At 64.0% G+C, this 21,053-nt stretch carries 23 protein-coding genes; 14 read left to right on the top strand and 9 right to left on the bottom strand.

Features of this window, described 5'->3' with window-relative positions; genetic code table 11:
- The first annotated feature begins 147 nt into the window (after positions 1 to 147).
- The 4 genes from ACFKSJ_RS07580 to ACFKSJ_RS07565 all read left to right on the top strand — a co-directional run bounded on the left by ACFKSJ_RS07580 (position 148) and on the right by ACFKSJ_RS07565 (position 4,482).
- Entirely contained in the window at positions 148 to 483 is a 336-nt protein-coding gene (locus ACFKSJ_RS07580; RefSeq protein WP_440949199.1) for a hypothetical protein, read from the top strand.
- Positions 484 to 492: 9 nt separating this feature from the next.
- Positions 493 to 882 (top strand): hypothetical protein, encoded by a 390-nt coding sequence (locus ACFKSJ_RS07575; RefSeq protein WP_440949198.1) that lies wholly within the window; start codon positions 493 to 495, stop codon positions 880 to 882.
- Positions 866 to 4,021, top strand: a complete 3,156-nt coding sequence (locus ACFKSJ_RS07570; RefSeq protein ID WP_440949197.1) for a hypothetical protein — start codon at positions 866 to 868, stop codon at positions 4,019 to 4,021. Before ACFKSJ_RS07575 ends, ACFKSJ_RS07570 begins: the two co-directional genes overlap by 17 nt.
- Before the next feature lie 245 nt (positions 4,022 to 4,266).
- Complete coding sequence (locus ACFKSJ_RS07565; RefSeq protein ID WP_440949196.1) at positions 4,267 to 4,482, top strand: hypothetical protein; 216 nt, start codon at positions 4,267 to 4,269, stop codon at positions 4,480 to 4,482.
- 138 nt (positions 4,483 to 4,620) lie between these two features.
- Here ACFKSJ_RS07565 and ACFKSJ_RS07560 read toward each other — a convergent pair whose 3' ends face one another.
- Complete coding sequence (locus ACFKSJ_RS07560; protein ID WP_440949195.1) at positions 4,621 to 4,854, bottom strand: type II toxin-antitoxin system HicB family antitoxin; 234 nt, start codon at positions 4,852 to 4,854, stop codon at positions 4,621 to 4,623.
- Positions 4,855 to 5,271: 417 nt separating this feature from the next.
- Here ACFKSJ_RS07560 and ACFKSJ_RS07555 point away from each other — a divergent pair, with 417 nt between their 5' ends.
- Together ACFKSJ_RS07555 and ACFKSJ_RS07550 are read left to right on the top strand one after the other, a co-directional pair.
- Positions 5,272 to 5,946, top strand: coding sequence for a hypothetical protein (locus ACFKSJ_RS07555; protein WP_440949194.1), 675 nt, complete (start codon positions 5,272 to 5,274; stop codon positions 5,944 to 5,946).
- A gap of 136 nt (positions 5,947 to 6,082) precedes the next feature.
- Positions 6,083 to 6,667: a metal-dependent hydrolase gene (locus ACFKSJ_RS07550; RefSeq protein ID WP_440949193.1), complete on the top strand. Its 585-nt coding sequence runs from the start codon at positions 6,083 to 6,085 to the stop codon at positions 6,665 to 6,667.
- 94 nt (positions 6,668 to 6,761) lie between these two features.
- On the opposite strand, the gene ACFKSJ_RS07545 is transcribed toward ACFKSJ_RS07550, so the two are convergent.
- From ACFKSJ_RS07545 to ACFKSJ_RS07535, 3 genes are read right to left on the bottom strand one after another with little or no spacing between them, the layout of a single operon-like run.
- The gene (locus tag ACFKSJ_RS07545; RefSeq protein ID WP_440949192.1) at positions 6,762 to 8,195 is read right to left on the bottom strand and encodes a nucleotide sugar dehydrogenase; all 1,434 of its coding nucleotides are present in this window, start codon (positions 8,193 to 8,195) and stop codon (positions 6,762 to 6,764) included.
- 47 nt (positions 8,196 to 8,242) lie between these two features.
- Complete coding sequence (locus ACFKSJ_RS07540; protein WP_440949191.1) at positions 8,243 to 9,331, bottom strand: DegT/DnrJ/EryC1/StrS family aminotransferase; 1,089 nt, start codon at positions 9,329 to 9,331, stop codon at positions 8,243 to 8,245.
- Positions 9,328 to 9,924 carry an acyltransferase gene (locus ACFKSJ_RS07535; protein ID WP_440949190.1) on the bottom strand — a complete coding sequence of 199 codons (597 nt, stop codon included), beginning with the start codon at positions 9,922 to 9,924 and terminating at the stop codon, positions 9,328 to 9,330. The genes ACFKSJ_RS07540 and ACFKSJ_RS07535 overlap by 4 nt, the downstream gene beginning before the upstream one ends.
- A 114-nt stretch (positions 9,925 to 10,038) precedes the next feature.
- Here ACFKSJ_RS07535 and ACFKSJ_RS07530 point away from each other — a divergent pair, with 114 nt between their 5' ends.
- The 8 genes from ACFKSJ_RS07530 to ACFKSJ_RS07495 are packed head-to-tail and all read left to right on the top strand — an operon-like array spanning position 10,039 to position 17,274.
- Entirely contained in the window at positions 10,039 to 10,302 is a 264-nt protein-coding gene (locus ACFKSJ_RS07530) for a hypothetical protein (RefSeq protein ID WP_440949189.1), read from the top strand.
- Positions 10,299 to 12,023 (top strand): DUF4129 domain-containing protein, encoded by a 1,725-nt coding sequence (locus ACFKSJ_RS07525; protein WP_440949188.1) that lies wholly within the window; start codon positions 10,299 to 10,301, stop codon positions 12,021 to 12,023. The genes ACFKSJ_RS07530 and ACFKSJ_RS07525 overlap by 4 nt, the downstream gene beginning before the upstream one ends.
- Positions 12,020 to 12,973 carry a DUF4129 domain-containing protein gene (locus ACFKSJ_RS07520; RefSeq protein WP_440949187.1) on the top strand — a complete coding sequence of 318 codons (954 nt, stop codon included), beginning with the start codon at positions 12,020 to 12,022 and terminating at the stop codon, positions 12,971 to 12,973. Before ACFKSJ_RS07525 ends, ACFKSJ_RS07520 begins: the two co-directional genes overlap by 4 nt.
- Positions 12,960 to 13,847 (top strand): DUF4350 domain-containing protein, encoded by an 888-nt coding sequence (locus tag ACFKSJ_RS07515; RefSeq protein WP_440949186.1) that lies wholly within the window; start codon positions 12,960 to 12,962, stop codon positions 13,845 to 13,847. Before ACFKSJ_RS07520 ends, ACFKSJ_RS07515 begins: the two co-directional genes overlap by 14 nt.
- A gap of 11 nt (positions 13,848 to 13,858) precedes the next feature.
- Complete coding sequence (locus ACFKSJ_RS07510) at positions 13,859 to 14,833, top strand: AAA family ATPase (protein WP_440949185.1); 975 nt, start codon at positions 13,859 to 13,861, stop codon at positions 14,831 to 14,833.
- Positions 14,834 to 14,837: 4 nt separating this feature from the next.
- Positions 14,838 to 16,079 carry a DUF58 domain-containing protein gene (locus tag ACFKSJ_RS07505; RefSeq protein ID WP_440949184.1) on the top strand — a complete coding sequence of 414 codons (1,242 nt, stop codon included), beginning with the start codon at positions 14,838 to 14,840 and terminating at the stop codon, positions 16,077 to 16,079.
- Positions 16,079 to 16,522 (top strand): hypothetical protein, encoded by a 444-nt coding sequence (locus ACFKSJ_RS07500; protein ID WP_440949183.1) that lies wholly within the window; start codon positions 16,079 to 16,081, stop codon positions 16,520 to 16,522. The genes ACFKSJ_RS07505 and ACFKSJ_RS07500 overlap by 1 nt, the downstream gene beginning before the upstream one ends.
- Positions 16,519 to 17,274 (top strand): hypothetical protein, encoded by a 756-nt coding sequence (locus ACFKSJ_RS07495; protein WP_440949182.1) that lies wholly within the window; start codon positions 16,519 to 16,521, stop codon positions 17,272 to 17,274. Before ACFKSJ_RS07500 ends, ACFKSJ_RS07495 begins: the two co-directional genes overlap by 4 nt.
- Positions 17,275 to 17,346: 72 nt before the next feature.
- Here the strand turns inward: ACFKSJ_RS07495 and ACFKSJ_RS07490 are convergent, their stop codons facing one another.
- From ACFKSJ_RS07490 to ACFKSJ_RS07470, 5 genes are all read right to left on the bottom strand, one after another.
- Positions 17,347 to 18,321 (bottom strand): DUF1616 domain-containing protein, encoded by a 975-nt coding sequence (locus ACFKSJ_RS07490; protein WP_440949181.1) that lies wholly within the window; start codon positions 18,319 to 18,321, stop codon positions 17,347 to 17,349.
- A gap of 33 nt (positions 18,322 to 18,354) precedes the next feature.
- Positions 18,355 to 19,071: a metal-dependent hydrolase gene (locus ACFKSJ_RS07485; protein WP_440949180.1), complete on the bottom strand. Its 717-nt coding sequence runs from the start codon at positions 19,069 to 19,071 to the stop codon at positions 18,355 to 18,357.
- 123 nt (positions 19,072 to 19,194) lie between these two features.
- On the bottom strand, positions 19,195 to 20,607 hold the full coding sequence (gene purF / locus ACFKSJ_RS07480) for an amidophosphoribosyltransferase (RefSeq protein ID WP_440949179.1): 1,413 nt from the start codon (positions 20,605 to 20,607) through the stop codon (positions 19,195 to 19,197).
- An 8-nt stretch (positions 20,608 to 20,615) separates the two neighbouring features.
- Positions 20,616 to 20,798, bottom strand: coding sequence for a 50S ribosomal protein L37e (locus tag ACFKSJ_RS07475; RefSeq protein WP_440949178.1), 183 nt, complete (start codon positions 20,796 to 20,798; stop codon positions 20,616 to 20,618).
- A 14-nt stretch (positions 20,799 to 20,812) separates the two neighbouring features.
- Positions 20,813 to 21,040: an LSM domain-containing protein gene (locus ACFKSJ_RS07470; RefSeq protein WP_440949177.1), complete on the bottom strand. Its 228-nt coding sequence runs from the start codon at positions 21,038 to 21,040 to the stop codon at positions 20,813 to 20,815.
- Positions 21,041 to 21,053: the final 13 nt, after the last annotated feature.

Raw genomic sequence — 21,053 nt, 5'->3', positions numbered from 1 at the left:
GAGATTCGCGCTTCTTTTCTTCTGGGTCTGGCAGTTCTCTGGTGAAACGACAGAGGTCCTGAATGAACATTCTCCTGTTTGACCCCAGGTATATGCAAACGTGCCAGTAATAGTTGAATTGCGATAGTAAATTCGCAGGAGATAAAAATGAAAAAAATTGTCTATTCATCGGGCATACACGGAGCGATCCCAGAGCAGCCGGCCATCGCCCTCGCCACCGGCTTGAACAGCACGGTTCGGGGCGATCACATCGACCGGGCGGCACACCTCGATCACGGGGCATCAGGCGATCTGGTCTTCGTGCACAAAACAGCAGCCGTCATTGATGCCGGCGGGACGGTCGTCCTCTCACCGCCAGGTCCGGCCGGGATGGCGATCCATCTCCTTTCCGGACTCCTCGCTGCTATTCCTGTTCACCGGCCGGCTCTCGCAGCCGCAGCCCGGGGTCCGACCAGCTCGCGATACCGGTCGGCGAGGGTGTGAGGTGGCGACATGTCAACCGAAACAGGAGAAGATCCCGGTGCAGAGCCGGTCTATGCATACCTCCGACGGAGTGCCATCGAACATGAAGCAGTCTCCCGGCTGCGGGACCTCGAGTACAGGGTGATCCGGACCGACGGCCGGCAGCCGGGCGTGAACCTGATCGGGATGAAAGGCAATCGGTTCAGGTTCGTCTGCATCAGGCGACGGAAGAACCCGGCCGGCCCGATCGCCGAGGTGGCGGCGACGTATGTCGAGGACCTGTATGAGCTCCGGCGGTACATCTCGCCGATCGTCAGCATCGACCTCTGGATCTGGAGCCGGCCGGATGGGTGGCGCTACTTCGCCGTCTTCCCCGGCGGGATCCAGGAGATCAGGGGGGACGATGGACACCGGCTCTGAGATCCGGCGGGGTCTCGAGGTGCTGGTCGCGCCCGGCCAGGTCTTCGAGGTCAGGAGCTGGACCGGCGACCGGATCGCCTCCGGGTACTTCGACGACCTCGATGCCGCCGCGAAGGCGATCGAGGCGCTCGATGCGGCGAACCCCGACGGCATCTACCTGACCCCGAACCCGGTGCTGCCCGATCTCCTGGCACGACGAGCGAACCGGATCAAAGGACCGCTCGCCAGGAAGGACTCCTCGACGAGCGACGGCGACATCCTGGGCCGGCGCTGGCTGCTGATAGACGTGGACCCGGCCCGGCCGTCGGGGGTCTCTTCCTCCGAAGAGGAACATCAGGCGGCGCTGGAACGGGCGGCCGGGATTGCGGCGGCCCTCGGTGAGATGGGATGGCCGGCCCCGGTCATCGGCGACTCCGGCAATGGTGCTCACCTCCTGTACCGGGTGGACCTCCCGAACGATGAGAAATCAACCGCTCTGATTAAAACCGCCCTGGTCGGACTCGACGCCCTCTTCTCTGATGCGAAGGCCTCCGTCGACACGGCGGTCTTCAATGCGAGCCGGATCTGGAAAGTCTACGGGACCGTCGCGAGGAAAGGGGACAACACCAAGAGCCGGCCGCACCGGAGGAGCCGGCTGCTGTCGGTACCAGACTCGATCACGATCGTGACACAGGAGCAGCTCGCATCACTCGCGATCGCCGACCCCAGAGGGGACACGGCAGCGCCGGCGCCCACGAACAAGGGAACCGGCCGCAGGCCGGGCGAACCGCTCGACCTGGCCGGCTGGCTCCGGGACCACGGCCTCGGTGTCACGGACAGCCGGCCCTACCTGGGCGGGGACCTTTACCGGCTCGACACCTGTCCGTTCTCATCGGCCCACACCGACGGGGCGTTCGCGATCCAGTTCGCGAGCGGGGCGATCCATGCCGGCTGCCATCACGCCTCGTGCGGTGGCGGTTCGCAGCGGTGGCCCGAACTCCGGGAACGGTTCGAGGGGCACAAGCCAGTCAATACTGAGCGGAAGCAGAAGGATCTGAAGAGTGCGACAGAGACGGCCGGCGGGACCATGCCGGCTGCTGATGCGATGGAGAAGATTGACTCGGCGGTCCTGGCCGAGGCCCGGCAGATCCTGGAATCCGGCGACCCGCTCGCGTACATGGTCGACACCTTCAACCTCGAGCACGTCGGCGATCGGGACCTGGCCCACTGCCTGGCTCTGTCACTCGCGTCCCGCCTGGTCGCAACATCCGAAGGGCTGCACGTCATGACGACCGGCGAGTCGGGCAAGGGGAAGAGCGACGGGTACCGGGTCATGCTCAGGCAGCTCCCCGACGCATTCAAAATCAAGGGCTCGTTCTCCGACAAATCCCTCTATTACATGGGCGAGTCCCTGAAGCCCCAGACGGTCTTTCTCATCGACGACAAGGACCTCTCAGACTCCCTCCAGGACGTGCTCAAGGAAGCCACCACTGATTTCAGAAAACCGATCGAACACCGCACCGTCACGACGGATCGTAAACCACAGATCTGTTACATCCCGGAGCGCTGCCTCTGGTGGATTGCCAGGGTCGAAGGGGTCGGCGACGACCAGGTCAAAAACCGGATGCTCATGCCGTGGGTCGACGACTCTGAAGAGCAGGACCGGGCCGTCCTGGCCGGCATTCTCGAGCGTCTGGCCCGGGACGACGATGAACCGATCGGTGAGCCGCACGAGATCGCGGTCTGTAAAGCGATCTGGACGATCCTGCAGGGCGTCGGACTGGTCGAGGTCAACCTCTCCCGGTTTGCGCTCAGGATTCATTTCTCATCTGCCCGGAACCGGCGCAACTCCCGGATGTTGACCGACATGATCCAGTCAGCAGCCATGCTCAGATATTTCCAGCGGGACCGTCGGGAACTGCAGGACGGCACACCCAGGATCTACGCCACCGAGGACGACTTCAGGACCGCGGCAGGTATCTTCACGGCCCTGCATACAATATCCGGGTCGCAGGACGCGAAACTGACCCGGCGGGAGGATGGTGTGCTGCGGCTGCTCGCGTCGACCGGGGAGACGGAGTTTACCGTGCAGAAGATCATGAACCTGACAAAACTCTCGTACGATTCGGTCCGCAGGATGCTGGTCGGATACGGAGACCGGGGCATCCGTCGCCCCGGACTCCTGGAGAAGTGCCCGGCGATCGCAAAGACGGATACGTCGGTCAGCATACGGGATGATGACGACGACAGAACGGTCCGGACGATCCATCGGCGCGAGACCACGTTTTCCTTTGACCTGCAGGTCTACCGGCGCTGGCAGACCGGTGGTCAGGTGGTCTGGCTGGACGAGCCCGGAGACCGGGACCGGGATCCCGATCCGCGGTCGAACACTTGTCAGCAGCATCAGCAGCATAAACGCAGCATAAACGCAGCATGTGCTGCGACCATGAAAACCGATAATCCGGCCCCGTCTGCGGAAACAGATGATAAATCATTATGCGTACAGAGAGAAGGATCGTTGTACGCAGCAGAAATGAAGAGCACGCACCCCGCACCCTCACCGGAGGGGAGTGCGTGTGTCACTGTGTGTGTTCCGGAAAAAAACTGCGACCTAACATCAAATACTGATATCTGCAACCTGATTCAAAAACAGGGCCGGCAATCACCTCAAATAGTCAGCAGCAGAAACTGCAAAGATGCTGCGACCACCTGCAAAGACTGCGGAGATGCTGCGGTCACCAGCCCGGCAGGCGGTGAACCGGCACGGCCGGCCCCACCACTGACCTCCGCCCAGGTGGACCCGATGGACTACTCGCTGATCCCGGGCGGTCCCCTGGTCGAGCCGTGCCCGGTCTGCGGCGGCCGGGTGGTTCACTACGTCGAACGGTTCCAGGCCAGGCAGGCCCGGGGGAAGCAGGAGCGGAGCCGGCATATCTGCCGGAGCTGCTACAACCGGGCCCGGTCCCGCGAGCAGGCCGCCGTCCAGGTCCTGCCGGGTGCGATCCCGCTCGACGAGGTGAGGCCGGTCGACCCCGGCCTGGTCGGGCGGTGCTTGGTCTGCGGGCTCCAGGCGGCGGCATACGACCACGCCGGCAGCGGGACCGTAATCTGTTCGGTCTGTTATGAGAAGTTGGTGCGGGAGCAGGTGGATATTCGATAGATCCTGCTCAGGCCAACAGCTGGAACTGATCAGATCTGAACGTGCCCGTCTCGATGGTTCGAGGACCTTGTTGTACGGGTGAAATCCGAATGGAGGATCCAGGAGGTACCCCTTCCCATCCCGCCCCTGGGAGCTCTGCCGAGTCTCCATCTCGTGTAAAGTATCCGGTGCCTCCCGTTCTGACCACTGGATTCGGACGCTGCTGTGTGCGTATCGAACCAAAAAAAGTATGTGAGGAGAAGGAGATGACGCACCCCTCACAGGAGGTCTTGAATCTCCTCTCGTTCAATCCCGGCCTGCCTGAGGATCTCAAGGAGTGTGCCGATCGGCAGTTCCCGTCCATGCACCGGGACGACCACCCGACGCTTTGTCTCTGGGTGGTAAAAGAGGTGATGACTATAGTCGAAAACCTAACGCATATCAGGTTTTCTCAAATACTGTTGAACGCAGTTAATCCCTAAATAGACCAATCTCCGACTCTATTGAGTCTACGATTGGTCAAGGATGTTGCGTTCAATACTATACCTTTCACCCGGCTCAGCACAAATCCCTTCTTCTCCAGGACCCGGATGACCTTCTGGGGCGAGAGGGTTGGAACCTTAGGCATGGGCTTCGATGGTGAGGGTGTATTCCAGCAACCCCTCCTCGGTCGGGATCTCTTCGCCCTTCTCCTGGAGGTCTTCGATATAGAGTTCGATGGCTTCCCTCGCCATCGCTATCGCGTCGTCGATCGTCTCCCCATAGGTGACGCAGCCTGGAAGCATCGGTACGGTCACTGTATACCCGCCCTCAGGCTCTTTCCGAAGGAGGATGCGGTAATTCAGGTATTTCATCTCGTATCACCCATGGATCATTTGGACACCGGTCCGCTGGTGAAGTATCTTGCCTGAAGTCATATAAATAGTAACTGAGCAGGGGGGTCTGGAGTCAAGCGGGGGTCTCGTATGCGACGATCTCATCGTCCGCGGGGTGAACGGGGGGACGCTGTCCCTCTCGGTGCCGGCAAACGCAGCGAAGGTCTATGGCAGGAAGGTCCCCTCACCCGAGTGATGCACTGCCCCCGAACAAACATCATATCCTCAGTTCCTCATCGCATGGAGGGCGAGTTCGCGGACAGCGGCGACCCGGAGATCCCGGAACATCTCCTCCAGGTCAATGCGGCGAAGGTGCCTCGGACATGCACCCTCCCGGGTTCACTCTCCGATCACGAATGCCTGATCCCTATATACTCCGGCATCGATAGGTGATCTATGCAGCGTCTCCTCCTCATCCTGCTCGCCTTCTGTATCGTCACCGGCACGGCCGGCGCCATCGCCGTCGAGATCCAGCCGGACCGGGTCGTCGACGGCGACCAGGTCACCATCCAGCTGCACGACCTCCCGAACGGCACCGTCTTCTCCCTCAAGCTGGACGGGGAGTTCGCAGCCACGCCGGGCGGTGCCTTCTCGTTCTCCACCAGCCAGCTCTCGATGCCGTTCAGGCTCGACAAGGGGACGGTCACGGCCAACCTCGAGAACACCGCGACGAACACGCTCGTCGTCCGGAAGGGCGAGACTCAGGCGAAGGTCGGGGGGAACTCGAAGGACGGGCTCTTCTCGACCGTGCAGAACGTCTCGATCACGGCCGGCACCTACGACGAGATCGCGATCGGCGGCACGGTTCTCCCCGACGCGACCACCGTCCGCACCAGCCTCGTGCTGACCGGGGTCAAGCAGGGGGCCCCGGACGCGACCATCTCGTTCACGGTCCGTGGGGTGACCGCAGGAACGCTGACGGTCTCGGTGCTGGCCAATACCGAGAAGATCTACGGCAAGGAGATCGCCCTCGGTGCGCCGGCGACGACCGCGACGCAGAAGTCCGGCGCCGGCGCGATCGTCGGGGTGCTGGGCGTCCTCATCGCGATGGTCGCATACCGGCGGCGGTGAAGCGGGGAGATTCCCCGGGCTCCTCATATTATTCGGCTCCACCTGCAGCCGGCTGAGCAGGGGCTGGTTCGAGGTGAGAACCATATCAATAATAACCAAAAAACCGAAGGTGAGTACCTGAAGTATCCTTTTCATCATGCTCGCCGAACATATCATCTACTCCTGTGCCCTTGCGATCATGGTCGGCATGGTCGCTCTCAAATATACCGGGAGAGATCATTCCTGGATCATCATCCTCTGTGCATGGGCTCCGGATATTGATATCCTTGCGAATCCGGTTCTGAATCAGCTTGGATTCACCCTTCTGTACGAGGGTCATAAGATCGTTCATGGGGGATTTCATAACATCGCCATCATGGTGATCTTTGGCATAGCGGTGGCATTTCTCCTCCACCCCCTTGGAATAAAATTCCTGGATTCGTTCGTCTATTCTGTCATCGGGTTCGGCGCCCACCTGTTCGAAGATGCGCTGGTGTACAGGGTGGGCTACCGGTTCCTCTGGCCGTTATCCTCGAACGTGATGGGCCTTGGTATTCTCACCGAGATACAATCGGAGGAGGACTATATCAGAAATTTCTTCGGAATCGCCAATACCGGCGTACTGATCATGGGTCTCGTTCTACTCTGTGCGGCAGTACTGATCAGAACCCGTGTCGAGGGGAGAACCTGGTTGAGATGGTATATCCCGAGCCGGCTGTATACAACAATTTTCACGAGATAAAAAAGGAAACCCCGGGAGTTGTCGCTCTATGTTGAGGAGATACCGGCTGGTCGGGGTGAACCCTTTCAGCAGAGCGATGAGGGGGTGGCGGGCCCTACCCGTTCAGAGCGTGCCCGTTCTTGTCCCCGCGGCCGATCCCTTTGTAGACGAAGCCTTCGGCGATGAACCGGTCCGGGTCGATGATGTTCCGGCCGTCCACGATCACCGGGTGGTTCTTTCCACAGAGGCGTTTCAACTCAGCCGGCTGGATGGACGTGTAGAGGTCGTGGCCGGCGAAGACCACCACGGCATCCGCCCCGCCGACGACCGCCTCCAGGTCATGGCCGATCGCCACGCCGGGATAGACCTCCACCCAGGAGTCATGAACCGTCACCGTCGCCCCGGCCTCGATCGCAAGGTCCCGGAAGAGTTCTGAGGGCGTGTTCCGGGCGTCGTCCGAGTTGGCCAGGAACGCCCAGCCGAGGATGGCGATCCGGGCCCCCTCCACCTTCTTGCCGGCCCGCTCCAGCCCTTCCCGGGTGAGGGTGAACATGTGCCTGGGCATGAAGTCGTTGATCTGCCGGGCGAGGACGAAGAGCGACTCCTTCCCGGCCGGGTAGTCGAGGCGGCCGCCCAGCACCTTCACCCCCCGTTCGAGGTGGTAGGTGTCCTTCGTGAGGCAGTGCCCCCCGACGCCGGCGCCGGGCCAGAGGATCGCACGGGTGACCCCCTCCCCCTCCAGCGACGCCACACCGTCCCGGACATCGTAGACATTGATCCCCATCGCCTCGCAGTACAGGGCGAGCTGGTTCACCGCCGCGATCTGGAGGTCCCGGAAGGTGTTCTCGGTGGTCTTGGTCACCTCGGCCGCCGTCGCGGTCATCGGGATGATCCGCCCCTTCGTCAGCACCGGGGAGTAGAGCTCCACGGCACGGGCTGTGCTGGCCTCGTCGATCCCGCCGACGATCCGGTCGTACTCCCGGATGTTCTGGAGGAGCCGGCCGACCATCACCCGTTCAGGGGCGTGGGCCAGGGCGAAGTCGTGCCCGGCCCTCATCCCGGACTCCTGTTCCAGGATCTGGCGGGCCACCCCGGTGGTCGTCCCCGGGGTGATCGTGGATTCCAAAACTACGAGGGCACCCGGGGAGATCTGCCGGCCGACCTGCCGCAGCCCGTCGAAGAGGGCGGAGAAGTCGGGTATCAGGTCCTTTGGGTTGGAGAACGGGGTCTGGATCGCCAGGGTCACGGCGTCGCAGTCCGCAATCTTCGAGAAGTCCGAGGTGCACTGGAACTTCTGCTGTGCCACCACCGAATTGAGCAGTTCGGGCAGATCCGGCTCCTCCCCCTTCAGGGGGCTCTCCCCGCGGTTCAGCATCTCGACCTTGTACCCCGACGACGGGGACGCCCGCTGGAATCCATACACCCTGGTGAACGCTGGAGCCGCAGCGAAGAGCACGGCCGCCGGTATCCCCACGTATCCCATCCCCACGACCCCGACCGTCCTGATCGGTCCGCGCCGGGAGAGGAGGGACGAGAGATCTTCAGTCATCAGAAGGACCTCGTTTCAATGCTGTAATCATTGGCGGAGCTGTCCATTCAGGCCACCCCGTTGATCGTCTCGCAGATCGTCTCGAGCATCGGTGCGGTGACGCCGGGGTGCACCGGCAGGGAGAGGACCTCGCTGCAGAGCCGTTCCGCCACCGGGCAGGAGGCCGATGCGCCGGCCGCGAGGTAGACCGGCTGCTGGTGGATCGGGATCGGGTAATGGACGGCCGTCCCGATGCCGCGGTCGTGGAGGTACCGGCCCAGCTCGTCCCGGCTGAGGGGGCAGTCCGGCGTGACCCTGACCACGTACTGGTGATAGACCGGGTCTACCCTGGGGAGGAGAGCCGGGGTGACCAGCCCGGGGAGGGTGATGTGGGTGTCCAGGTAGGCCGCGTTGGCGACCCGCCGCTTGTTGAACCCCGGCAGTTTCTTCAGCTGTTCGCCGCCGATCGCCCCGCCGATGTCGGTCATGCGGTAGTTGTACCCGATCATCGTGTGCCGGTACTTCTCGCTCTGCCCGTGGTTGATGAACCGCCGGATCGTCGCGGCATAGGTCCCATCGTCGGTGGTGACCATCCCCCCCTCCCCGGTGGTCATGTTCTTGGTCGGGTAGAAGGAGAAGCAGCCGGCCTTCCCGAGCCCGCCGACCGTCTTACCGTGGTACCGGGCGCCATGGGCCTGGGCCGCGTCCTCGATCAGGGCCAGGTGGTGGTCCTCGCAGATCTCTGCGATCGGGTCGGCATCGAACGGCTGGCCGAAGAGGTGCACCCCGATCACCGCTCTGGTCCTGTCGGTCACCGCCTCGTTCACACAGGCCGGGTCGATGGTGTAGGTGTCGGGGTCCACGTCCACAAAGACGGGGGTGGCCCCGCAGATCGAGACCGAGCTGGCTGTTGCAAAGAAGGAGAAGGTCGGGACGATCACCTCGTCGCCGGCCCCGATGCCGGCTGAAGCCAGGGCAGCATGCAGCGCAGCGGTGCCGCTGTTGACGGCGATGGCGTGACTGACGCCGCAGTACTGTGCGAACTCCTTCTCGAAGGCGGCCACCTGCGGCCCCTGGGCCAGCATGCCGGTGCGTAAGACCCTGGTCACCGCCTCGATCTCCTCGTCGCCGGCCGACGGCTGGGCGATGGGGATCATGATCGCCTCATCTCCGGTGGGAGAGGCCGGAGCCGGGCCGGGGAACCGACGGCCATCATGCCGGCCGGGACATCCCGGGTGACCACCGAGCCGGCGGCGACGGCCGCCCCCTTTCCGATCCGCACCCCCGGCAGGATCGTGACGTTCGCGCCGATGGCCGCCCCGTCTTCGATCACCGGCCCTTCGAGGTCCGGTCTGCCTGAGGGGGGATAGCGGTCGTTGGTGAGGACGGCGTTCGGTCCGATGAAGACGCGGTCCCCGATCGTCGTGTTGGTGGGGATGAAGACCATGCTCTGGATGCTCACTCCCGTTCCGATCGCGCAGTTCCCTTCGATCACGGTGGAGGTGCCGACCGCGGTATCATCCCCGATGGTGGTATGCTCCCGGATCAGGACATTATGCCCTGAGGAGAAGTTGTCCCCGATGGTGACATGGCAGTAGATGATGGTGCCGGTTCGGAGGACTGCGTTCTTCCCGATCGTCGTCCCCTGGTAGTCGCTCGCTCCCAGGAATTCCCGGGAGGGGAAGCCCAGGGTGACCGGTTCGAAGACCTGTGCCCCTTCTCCGAGGGTAGTATGCCCGTAATGGATCATTATTCACCTGAAACGATTGCAGGTGGATATATAATTTATCCCCAGCGAGCGGTCGTCGACGATACGTTAAAACAGATACGCATATGTCCCACCAGGGAGAACTATGAAGGAAGTATGAGCACCACGCAGCGTCTCCCGGTCATCGTGCTCATCATCTGGTTCGCCGTGATCACGGCCTTCATGCTCCTGAACCAGGCGCTCGACCTCGAGGTCTTCTTCGTTCTGGCCCTGATCGGCCTCCTCGTCGTCGTCGAACTGATCGATACGACCACGGTCCAGCCGCGGTATCTGCGCCTGATCAAGTACGTGATCGCGGTGGGTGTCCTCCTCTTCGGGTACATCGTCGCAAGTAAAATCATGGAGATCGTCGCCCGATGACGTCTGTCAGACGTGAGTGGCTCGTCTCCCTCGCCCTCGTGGTCTTCGTCCTCACCCTCGCCGGCCTCTTCGCCCTGCAGCCCCTGCTCTATACGGCCAAGACCGCGTCGACCTCCAGCTATCACGAGGACCTGCCCCTGACCGGAAACCTGACCCGGACCGACGGCGCCCTCGTCCTGCCCGAGTGGGCCACCAGCCTGAACCTCACCGGCCCGCTCGTCCTCGACATCAAACTGGGCGACTTCGAGTCCGCCAACCGCACGCTGCAGCAGTACCTCCGGTCAGGGCAGAGCCTCAGCGGCCTGGTCGTCAAACTGGACATGAGCGACACCGACGCCGCCGCGTTCCAGCGGGACAACCAGGCGAACATCCAGGCGCTGCAGCAGTTGCTGAACCAGACCGGGGAGTTCGACCAGCTCCAGTCCCTGCAGGTCCAGTACCGGGAGAGCGGGGACACGGCGATGCTCAAGTCCGTGCAGCTCCAGGGGGAGGAACTCCGGAAGAAGGTCCAGGCGAACTATCAGGGCTACGCCTCCCGGCAGGAAAGGGTCGTGAACGTCTCGCAGAAGTACGGGCAGAACACCAGTGCGTACGAGCAATCGGTCCTGGACTTCGCGGCCGTCGTGGCCGCGATCGAGGCGACGCAGGACGAGCGGGCCACCTCGGTCCCGGTGGCGATCCGGGCGATCCAGGACCGGCAGTCCGGCGGCCTCCCGGCGATCACCTTCCAGGTGGTGCCAGACCACGGGGTCTACGGCGACCGCCTCTCGATGGCCGGCACGGTCAGGGGGCCGGCCGGCACCCAGGTGACCATCTTCTCGGACGGAAAACCGCTGGCCGGGGTGGCGACCGGTGATGACGGGGGATTCGACTTTCCGTACCGGGTCGGGGAGATCGAGGCCGGACGGCATACGGCCTACGCCGCTGCCGGCGTCGCCCTCTCGGACGAGCAGTCCTTCACCATCACGAAACTGAACTCCACGCTCGCCCTCGCTGTCAACCTCGTGGAGGTGAACGGGAGCTGGCGCGCGGTCTGCACCGGCAACCTGACCGCCGAGGGCGACCGGCCGGTCGTCGATGCACCGGTCCAGGTCCTCCTCGATGGGAAACGGGCGGCACAGATGACGACCAATGGGAACGGTTCCTACCGGGCGACGGTACAGAACCTGACCGGGGGGACCCATATGCTGAAGGCCCGGTTCGACCCGGCCGGCTTCCCGCTGAACCGGTCCGAGTCGGCCCCGGTGACGGTCGAGATCCCCTCGATCCTCGGGCTGCTCGCCCTGCTCCTGTACGCCCTCGGAATCGGCGGGGCAGCCATCGGGGCGGTCCTCTACCTCCGCCGGCGGCGGACGGCCGCCACGGCCCCTCACGAGCGGAGGGAAGAGCCGGTGGTCGAGCTCCCCCCGGCACCGACCGTGGAGGAGGCGACCGGGGCTGCAACCCTCCTCGCCGAGGGGGTCGACGGGCGCGAGGCGATCACCCGGCTGTACCGCCGGCTGGTCAGGGAGCTCGATGCACGAAACCCGGGCTGCCATCTCAGGTCGAAGACTCCGCGCGAGATCGCGGACCGCTTCGCCGCGGCGCCCTGCGGGGTCCGGCTGACCGATCTGGTCGGGGTTCACGAGCGGATCCGGTATGCGGGCCGGGAACCAACAGAAGAAGATATCCGCAGAGTGCGCGAAGATTTTATCTACGTGATAACGGAGGGACGTCAGTGAGGATTCAGAGGGTGCCCATCTACCTGGTCGTGTTCATCGGCCTGGTCTTCATCGGTGGGTTCGTGGGTGCGGCAGCGGCCGCCGGTGAGCTCGGTGCGAATACGACCGTCTCGAATGGAACAGCAGCGCCCATCGGCGAGCTCGGTGTGAATGCGACGGTCGCCGGGGAGATCTCCCCGGACCTGGATGGAACGGCAACGACCGCTCCCCCCGTAGTCCGGCTCAGCGTCAGCCCGGTCGTCTCTGAGGAGAAGCCGGCCCTCCTCTGCACCGGGAACGTCACCGCCGACGGCCGGCCGGTCGCCGGCGCTGCGGTCCACCTGACCTTCGACGACTACGGCGTCCTGGACTGCACCACCGGTGAGGACGGCGCCTTCTATATGCTGGTCAGGATCGGACCCGGCCGCCACTCGGTGGTCGCGAACGTATCCCTCGCCGACCGTCCCCAGAGTCCGGTGTTGAGCCCGCGGGTGACAGCCGAGATCCCTGGCGAACTCCCCCTTCTCCCCATGGGTGTGGGCGTGATCGCCCTGCTGATCGGGGGGACGGGCTTCTTCTTCTGGCGCAGGGGGCGCGGACAGGAGAAGAAGGAGCCGGAACCGGAGGTGCCCCTCCCTGCAGAGGCGGCGCCGGTCGTCGTGACCGAGGACCTGCATGAGACCGCCAGGACCCTCGCCGCCGGCGAAATCCGGCAGGGGATCGAGGCGGTCTACCGCGAGTCCCTGGTCAGGCTGGACCGGCAGCAGCCCGACGCCCGTCTCCTGACCCGGACACCCCGGGAGGTCAGGAAGCAGTTCGAAGGGACGCCGATCGCCGCCCCGGTCGGGTCCATGACCGAGATCTACGAGGCGGTCGTCTACAGCGGCCACACCGCGGTCGAGAAGGACCGGAGAACGATGATCGACCTCTTTGTCGCGGTCTTCTCAGGGTCGGAACGTGCCGACCGATAACCGCCCCGGCCAGGCGGTGAACTGGGTGATCGGGGCGGTCCTCCTGATCGCCGTCATCGCCCTCTTCCTCCACCTCTCGTCGACAGACGTGGAGTTCAGCCGTTATAACCCGCAGTGGAACGGCACCTCGACCGTCCTTGAGACGCTCGAAGACCGTGGCGCCGTGATGGTCGACGACCCGTCGACGCTCGCCGGCCGGACCGGCGCGACCCTGCTCGTCATCGCACCCGGACGTGGACCGACCGCCGGCGAGCGGGCGGCGTACCGTGATTTCGTGGCTTCAGGCAACACCCTCCTCCTCGCCGACGACTTCGGAGAAGGGAACGCCCTCCTCGACGCGGTCGGTGCAACGATCCGGCTCGACCAGCGGAACCTCTCGAGCCTCGACCGGGAGTACGAGGTGCCGGCCGCACCCCTCGGCTTCCCGGTGGTGGGAGCGCCGCTCGGTGCCACCTGGACATCGGTCGTCTTCAACCACCCGGTCGCCGTGACCGGCGGCACCCCGTTCCTCGAGACCTCGCTCCTCTCCTGGATCGATGAGAATGGGAACGAACGGGCCGATGCGACCGAGCCCCTCGGCCGGTTCTCCCTCGCGGCCACCGAGTCCGTCGGAGGGGGCCGGGTGGTGGTGATCGGGGACGCGAGCCTCTTCATCAACGCCATGCAGCACCTCCGCGACGGGGAGAACGAACAGGTGATCCGGGATCTCACCGGCGGCACCCTCCTGATCGACCAGCACCTCAGCCGGACGGCTGCGGCCAGTGGCCCGATCAGCACGATTTTATGGGTACGGAATATACCTACAACCATCATTTTGATCACTGCGCTGGCGCTTGGCGCTATCGCGTGGCATTTTTGCAGACGAAAAAGGTGACGGGACAGAACATGGAACAGAAAGAACTGGAGAAGCAGGTCAGGGTGATCGCAGACGCCCACCGGATAACACAGGAGACCGTCGGCAGGTTCGTGGTCGGAAACCAGGACCTGGTCGACCTGATCATGGTCGGAATCCTGACCGGGGGGCACGTCCTGGTCGACGGGGTGCCGGGCACGGCCAAGACCACCATCAGCAAGATCATCGCCCGGTTGATCGGGTATCGGTTCAACCGTGTGCAGGGTGCAGTCGATGTTCAGCCGGCCGACATCGTGGGCATCCGTATCTACGATGCCGAGACGCATGAGTTCGTGCTGCAGAAAGGACCGATCTTTGCGAACTTCGTGATGATCGACGAGATCAACAGGCTGACCCCCAAGACCCAGTCCGCCTTCATCGAGGCGATGGCCGAGCACCAGGCCACCCTCGACGGGAACACCTACCCCCTCGAACTTCCGTTCTTTGTCGTCGCGACCCAGAACAACCAGGAGTTCGAGGGAACCTTCCATCTGATCGAGGCGCAGCGGGACCGGTTCAACTACAGCATGACCCTCCATCACCTGGACCGGGAGAAGGAGATCGAGATCCTCCGCCGTGACCGTGACGGGAACCTGGACTGGGACATCTATGGACAGCAGATCAAGCCCATCCTCTCGATCGAGCAGATCCGGGAGATGGGCCTGGTCATTCAGGAGGTGTATGTGGACGACGCCATCCTCCGCTATATCAGGGATATCGTCGTCGCCAGCCGGAGCCATGGCGATATCCGGCTCGGGACCAGCACGCGTGGCTCGCTCGCCCTCCTCCGCGGGGCCAAGGCCTATGCAACCATGGCCGGCAGGACCTACGTGATCCCTGACGATGTCAAGCGGATGGCCCGGCCGGTCCTCGGCCACCGGCTGGTCCTTGAGCGGGAGGCAGAGATCGGCAGGATCTCGGTCGACGACGTGGTCGGGGATATCCTCGAGACGGTTGAGGTGGCCTGATCCGGTGCGGCCGACACGGTGGACCGGGTCGGCCGCGGTCGTCGCCGCCGTGCTCGGTATAATCGGCCTCTTCTTCGACGCTCCGGCGGCTGCCGGGGCTTCGGTCGGGCTCGGCGCCCTCCTCTGCGGAGGGGGCGTGCTCTTCCTCTATCGGATGATCCGGTTCACGGACACCCTCGCTGTCGAGCGGGAGGTCGGAGATGGGCTCGTCTGCCAGGGCGAGTCGGTGGAGATCGGGGTGCGGGTGACGGCAGGGGCCGCGCCCGGGCTTTCTGTCACCATCACGGACCTTCCCCCGCGTTCGGCGGTGCATAACCCGGAAGAGACGGTGCTGGTGGGGGGAGAGGGCCGGTACCGGGTGAGGCTGATGGCCCCGGGCGAGGTCTTCTTCCAGGGGCTGCGGGTCGAGGTTAAGGACCGGTTCTTCACTACGACCCTCTTCTGCACGGCCCCGCGGTTTGCCGGGACGATGCTGACGGTGTACCCGATCGGCGGCGGTCGCCAGGACCAGGGGCCCGGGTTTGGGGCCGGGGATCTTGAACTCGAACAGAAATGGGTGCTGCGTGGGCAGGGGATCCGTGCATTCCGTCCGTTCCGTTCCGGGGACGACCCGGCCCTGATGGACTGGAAACTCTCGGCCAAGTACAGCCGGTTCTTCGTCCGCGAGCCGACCAGCCAGGTCGGCGGTGCCCCTCTGCTGGTCGTCGACCTCCCGGTCGCCGGGGCAGAGGGTGGTGAGGCGATGCTCATCGCCGCCAGTGAGGCGATCGGACGGGTGATCCGGGACTATGGCCACTGCACCCTCCTTGTGGTTGCAGAGGACGAGGTGGCCGGGTTCTGGTATCATGAACAGGACCTGTCGGCCCTGGTCCGGCACCTCCGTCCCCGGCCGGCCGATGCCGCTTTTCCCCTCTACCGGGTCTATGACCCCCTCGTCCTCAGGCAGCGGTTCCGGGCAGCCGAACGGGGCGTCACCGAACCCTCGCGACGGTTCGCCGCCGCCCTCCATGCCACCCTCGCCACCCTCGCCCCCTCCGCCTTCGAGGAGGAGGTCGGGCAGGTCCTGGCAGGGATCGAGCACTCGGCGGTGGTCGTCTATACCGCCGCGACCGGCGAGGTCGGCCACCTGAACATGATCGCCGTGGCTGCCCGCCGCCACGGCCGCACCCTCAAGGTCCTGTTGCCGCGTCCCGGCCCGGGTCTCCTGGCCAGGCTCAGTGGGTACGCCCGGGTGGAGGTGCTCTGATGGGGTCGATCCGGATCGCCCTCTCGGGTCTCATGGGCCTGGCCGTCGGGGCCGCCTGGATCCTCGGTGTCGACCCCGGGGTGAACGTGCTCGTCACCCTCCTCGGGGCGGCGGTCATCGCTTCGGTCTGGACCGGGGCCGGGGGCTGGTGCCTCGCCCTCTGCCTGGGTGAGGGTTTCGCCGTCGCCCTCGGCACGGCCAGTCCCCTGCTCGGTCTTCTGATCCAGCCGGCGATCGCCGGGATCGTCATCGGCGGGGAGGACCGGAGAGGGCTGCTCGTCGGCGCGGTCATCATCACCGTTTCAGCCGGTATCGCCCTCCAGGTCCGTCACACGCTGCTGCCGCTCCTCGCCCTCGTGGCCGGGGCGGCGGTGGTCGTAATCTGCCTGATGGGGATCGAGGCCTGGGTGCAGCGGCAGTTGTCCGGAGGGGAGAGAGTATGAAAGAGTACAGTACCACGTATCTTGGGGGCACCGCACTGCTCGGTGCGGCGGCCCTCCTGCTGGCCGTCGCCGCCCTGACTGGGCGGGGGGACATGACGAGCGCGACCCTGGTCCTGGTTGGGGTTGGAACCTTCATCGGCGGGGTGATCCTGCTGACCCAGTACCGCGGCGAACCGGTCGCCCCGTGGGTGGCCGGCCTGGCCGCGGCCGGACCGGTCGTCGACCTGACCCGGCTCTGCACGGACCTCGGCCTCCAGGGGAACGCCCACCTCCTCCTCCGCGACGAAACGATCGTCCAGGTGGTCCCGGTCGGGGAGACTCAGCCGGCGCTTCCGTCTGATGACTACTCGTTCATCAGTGAGGAGAACGGTGGCGGGGTTCAGCTGCTGCCGACTGGGCTGCCCCTGTATGAGCGGCTGGTCCGCGACCATGCCCTGGTCGTCCCCGAGGGGGTCGACGGGCTCTGCACCGCGATCCGCGAGGTGGGAGAGGACGCCCTCGCCATCGCCGACAGGGTCGTGGCCGCACCCGAGGGGGACGGCATCGTGGTCCAGCTGACCGGATACCGGCTGTACGAGGGGTGCCGGGCGGTCCATTCGGTCTCGCCCAGGTGCTGCACCATGATCGGCTGCCCGGTCTGCAACCTCTTCGCCTGCATGGCCGTGGCCGGCCTTCACCGGGGCTGCGTGATCGACCATCTCTCGATCGACGACCGCGAACGGTCGGTCAGGCTCGTGCTCAGGCTCCTCTAGAAAAAGGGTGATATTTGGGAAAAACAGGTGATGGTCTCGGCTATCATCGCATACTTTTTTTGTGGTGGATGTTCACTCTGCCCTGGCCGTGATCCAGAGGTGCAGGTCGCGATCGCTCCGGTCGATCCGCTCCTGCCCGGTCACCGCCCCGTCGGGGACCGTCTCGTTGAAGAGGAGGAACTGGATCTGGTTGTACCCCGGCTCGGCGACTGTGAAGGTCAGCCTGTGCTCGTCGGTGGTGTTATGGGCGAGCGTGACCTGGTACCGGTCGAGCAGGTGCATCCGGTCGATCGTCGAGGTGTTGGTGGCAGGGTTGAAGGTCTGGTTGACGGCCTGGGCCTCGACGGTGTAGGTCACATTCCGATACTCGTGGTTGCCGACGCCGACGGTGACCCACTGGGGGGTGTTGAGCGGAAACGAGGTCGGGTAGTCGGCCGCCTTCCCTTCGGCGCCGAGGATGTAGAACTCGGAGAAGTGCTCGCCCTCCTTGGGGACGGCGATCACGTAGGCGGTCGTGCCGATCGCGGCCAGGATTGAGATGACCAGGACGATCGAGAGGGCGCGGTCGAGCCGGGTCTGGCCGGCCTCGAAGAGTTCTGCCCTGACCTGGGCCACGACCTCTCCCGCCGGGACCGTCAGCTGCTCTGCCGCCGGCAGGGAGACGCGGCGCAGGGTGGCCGCGATCGCCATCGCCAGCGTGAAGAGGGAGAGGGAGACCAGGATCGGGTCCAGCCGGATCCCCCAGGGGGTGTAGTTGAGGGCGAGCCCGATCAGGGGGGTGACCGCGATCGAGAGGCCGAAGGAGAGGGCGATCCGTTCGATCCAGTCCAGGTCGTCCGCACGGGGGAAGAGCGCGGCTATCAGCACGTACCCGGGAATGAAGAGGACGAGAGGGAGGCCGAGGATGACCCGCAGGGGGGTCTGGTTCACGACCGGGAGGTAGACTGCAATGACGGTGAGGGCCGTCCAGACGATGGCTGCAATCAGGTCAGCCGGCGGTCTGATGGACTGGATCAGCCCCTCGCGTAGGTTCTGGTGTGGCGGCATGGATATGACCTTATGTTACCATAGGGTTTCGATCTATTTGAGCCCGATCAGGGCCTCCCCGCCGGTGAGAGCGCGGTGAAATCGATGGGCGGCGTAGCCGGCGAGCAGGATGGTGAGCCCGCCGACGAGGTTGTACCCTGCACTCCACCCGGTCAGCAGTGTGTACCGGCCGGTGACGCCGCAGAAGAGGACGAAGAGGCCGGCGGCCGCCAGGATAGGAATAGCCAGCAGGGAGGCCGGTTCGAGGAGGGGCCTGAGGGTGCGGCTCATCCACCCCGCCGCCCTCGAAGAGACGAGGGGAATCAGCAGAAGGGCGAGGAGGAGGGCCGATACCCACTCGACCGGGTTCTGGAGTTCGAGGAGCAGTTTCTGGAGAAACCATCCCTCCTGGACGATCGGTTTGAACTGGCCGAGGAAGGGGTAGAACCAGGTCTCCGGCATCTCCCACATCAGGTCCAGCACCTGGTGCGAAGCCACGCCGACGGCGACGGCCAGGAGGCCCGGGGCCCGGTACCGCGAGCGGATGGCCAGGCCGGCGATCAGCAGTAGGAGCAGGAAGAGCAGGGTGTGGGAGAAGATCCGGCCTGAACCGATCGAGCCGCTCAGGACCAGCAGGCCGAGCGGTTTGTCGATCAGGTCGGGGAGGAGCGCCCCGAATATGCAGGGGAGGACCAGGGCCATGTCCCTGAATCGGTCGGCGAGCAGGTAGCCGACCACGAGCCCGCAGACCAGGTGAAAGAGGATGAACATCAGCAGCGGCCCCGCCTGCCTGCCAGGCCGGATAGCGTGGTGGGCTGCGGGGGTGTGCGGGGATCCGTCATATGATGCATGATACCGTTTGGTGCGTGTTCGTCCAACCGTAAAAAGATGTTCTCAGGTCTCCAGACGGGACTGGAAGGTGCTTTTTGAGAATTTGACCGAGCAGGGGTTGGCCACCTCGCCCTCGATCCTGACCGGATAGCAGCCGGTCAGGCAGCCGGTGCAGAGGTTCTGCTCGTCGATCCCGATCGCCTCGATCAGTTCTTTGATCGAGATATGATGAAGGGTGGTCGCGGTGATCTGCTCCCGCACCTCCTCCTCGGTGAGCGACGAGGCGATCAGTTCCTTGCGCGTCGGCATGTCGACCCCGAGGTAGCAGGGGGCCTTGATCGCCGGCGACCCGATCCTGGCATGGATCTCCCGTGCCCCGGCGTCCCGCATCATCTCGATGATCCGGCGGGAGGTGGTGCCGCGGACGATACTGTCGTCGACCAGCACCACCGACTTCCCTTCCAGATGCTTCTTGATCGGGTTCAGCTTGATCCTGACGGCGTTCTCCCGCTCCTTCTGGGTCGGCATGATGAAGGTCCGGCCCATGTACCGGTTCTTCATCAGCGACTCCATGAACGGGACCCTGGACTTCTGCGAGTACCCGATCGCATAGGCGGTCCCCGAGTCCGGCACCGGACAGACCGTCTCTGCGTCGGCCGGCGCCTCTTCAAAGAGCTTTGCGCCGATCTTCCTGCGGGCATCGTAGACGAGCGACCCGTCGATGATCGAGTCTGCCCGGGCGAAGTAGATATATTCGAAGACACAGTGGGCACGCCGTTCGGCGACCGCGATCTGGGTGCTGTGCAGCCCGTCCTGATCGATCCTGACCAGTTCCCCGGGGGCAACGTCGCGAAGCAGCGTCCCGTTCAGGGCATCGATCGCCACGCTCTCGGAGGCGAACATGTAGCCCTCCTTCGTCTTCCCGATGCAGAGCGGCTTGATCCCGAGCGGGTCCCGGAATGCGTACAGGACGCCGTCGAGCATCACCACGGCAGAATACGAACCCTGCAGTTTCTGCATGCAGAGCCTGATCGCGTCCTCGATGTTGGCGCTGTTCGCCAGCTGGTCGACGATGATATTCGCGATCACCTCGGTGTCGGTGGTGGTGCAGAAGATCTGCCCCTTCTCTTCGTACTCCTTTCTCAGTGCTGTGGTGTTCACCAGATTGCCGTTATGGGCTATTGAGAAGGCATGCTCTCTGAACAGAAAATTGAAAGGCTGGATGTTCTCGGGGACGTTGGCGCCCGTGGTCGGGTATCGGACATGACCGACACCGACGGTCCCGATCAGACCCTGCAGTATACCGGGAGTAAACGCATCGGCAACAAGCCCTTCTGCCTTATGTTTACAGAGCTTAGTGCCATCAAAAGTTGATATGCCTGCACTCTCCTGCCCTCTGTGCTGGAGAGCGTACAGTGCATAATATAACGGGAAGGATACACCGCCAGCATCCATGATGCCAACGATTCCACACATGGTATGCTCTAGTGGGTGGGGATCTTTGGCCGCTTTGTCGTCCACTTGTAGCTGCGCAGCTTGCTCGTTCGTCCGAACCCGCAAGCAGAGCAGACTTTGTGCCGTGCATGATACGAGACACTTCCGCATCGCCTGCAGGTGATGTGCGTCTTCTTGTTTCGCTTCCCCATTGATGGAGTACCTTTCGACATCTGTTACCGCCTCTCTAGTTCCCCGAAGGAGATATATAAATCACATTATCTCCGCGCACGATGAGCGTCCCAATCTTCTGGGCTGCCCCATCGGTTACTTCTTCTGCCTTGTCAAGCACAAGGTTCATGTGTACATCATAGCCCTGCAGGACTCCCCGGAGCTCTCTGTCCCCTTTCAGAGATACGATTACCGGTTCCCCGTTCAGGACCTGATCTAAAATATCCAACGGCCGCTTTGTCATGTGATTCCCCTAT

This window comes from Methanosphaerula subterraneus (assembly GCF_052055875.1).
Classification (GTDB): Archaea; Halobacteriota; Methanomicrobia; order Methanomicrobiales; family Methanospirillaceae; genus Methanosphaerula; species Methanosphaerula subterraneus.
Note: the sequence above shows the minus strand (reverse complement) of the source record. Positions and strands in the feature narration are given on the sequence as shown.

Coding starts and splice junctions, on each gene's coding strand:
- ACFKSJ_RS07560 (WP_440949195.1), bottom strand. CDS start 4,854: ATGAAATACCTGAATTACCGCATCCTCCTTCGGAAAGAGCCTGAGGGC.
- ACFKSJ_RS07540 (WP_440949191.1), bottom strand. CDS start 9,331: ATGATCCCCATCGCCCAGCCGTCGGCCGGCGACGAGGAGATCGAGGCG.
- ACFKSJ_RS07475 (WP_440949178.1), bottom strand. CDS start 20,798: ATGTCGAAAGGTACTCCATCAATGGGGAAGCGAAACAAGAAGACGCAC.
- ACFKSJ_RS07555 (WP_440949194.1), top strand. CDS start 5,272: ATGCAGCGTCTCCTCCTCATCCTGCTCGCCTTCTGTATCGTCACCGGC.
- ACFKSJ_RS07510 (WP_440949185.1), top strand. CDS start 13,859: ATGGAACAGAAAGAACTGGAGAAGCAGGTCAGGGTGATCGCAGACGCC.
- ACFKSJ_RS07550 (WP_440949193.1), top strand. CDS start 6,083: ATGCTCGCCGAACATATCATCTACTCCTGTGCCCTTGCGATCATGGTC.
- ACFKSJ_RS07485 (WP_440949180.1), bottom strand. CDS start 19,071: ATGTTCATCCTCTTTCACCTGGTCTGCGGGCTCGTGGTCGGCTACCTG.
- ACFKSJ_RS07570 (WP_440949197.1), top strand. CDS start 866: ATGGACACCGGCTCTGAGATCCGGCGGGGTCTCGAGGTGCTGGTCGCG.
- ACFKSJ_RS07565 (WP_440949196.1), top strand. CDS start 4,267: ATGACGCACCCCTCACAGGAGGTCTTGAATCTCCTCTCGTTCAATCCC.
- ACFKSJ_RS07500 (WP_440949183.1), top strand. CDS start 16,079: ATGGGGTCGATCCGGATCGCCCTCTCGGGTCTCATGGGCCTGGCCGTC.
- ACFKSJ_RS07545 (WP_440949192.1), bottom strand. CDS start 8,195: ATGACTGAAGATCTCTCGTCCCTCCTCTCCCGGCGCGGACCGATCAGG.
- ACFKSJ_RS07530 (WP_440949189.1), top strand. CDS start 10,039: ATGAGCACCACGCAGCGTCTCCCGGTCATCGTGCTCATCATCTGGTTC.
- ACFKSJ_RS07495 (WP_440949182.1), top strand. CDS start 16,519: ATGAAAGAGTACAGTACCACGTATCTTGGGGGCACCGCACTGCTCGGT.
- ACFKSJ_RS07580 (WP_440949199.1), top strand. CDS start 148: ATGAAAAAAATTGTCTATTCATCGGGCATACACGGAGCGATCCCAGAG.
- ACFKSJ_RS07525 (WP_440949188.1), top strand. CDS start 10,299: ATGACGTCTGTCAGACGTGAGTGGCTCGTCTCCCTCGCCCTCGTGGTC.
- ACFKSJ_RS07470 (WP_440949177.1), bottom strand. CDS start 21,040: ATGACAAAGCGGCCGTTGGATATTTTAGATCAGGTCCTGAACGGGGAA.
- ACFKSJ_RS07535 (WP_440949190.1), bottom strand. CDS start 9,924: ATGATCCATTACGGGCATACTACCCTCGGAGAAGGGGCACAGGTCTTC.
- ACFKSJ_RS07490 (WP_440949181.1), bottom strand. CDS start 18,321: ATGCCGCCACACCAGAACCTACGCGAGGGGCTGATCCAGTCCATCAGA.
- purF (WP_440949179.1), bottom strand. CDS start 20,607: ATGTGTGGAATCGTTGGCATCATGGATGCTGGCGGTGTATCCTTCCCG.
- ACFKSJ_RS07575 (WP_440949198.1), top strand. CDS start 493: ATGTCAACCGAAACAGGAGAAGATCCCGGTGCAGAGCCGGTCTATGCA.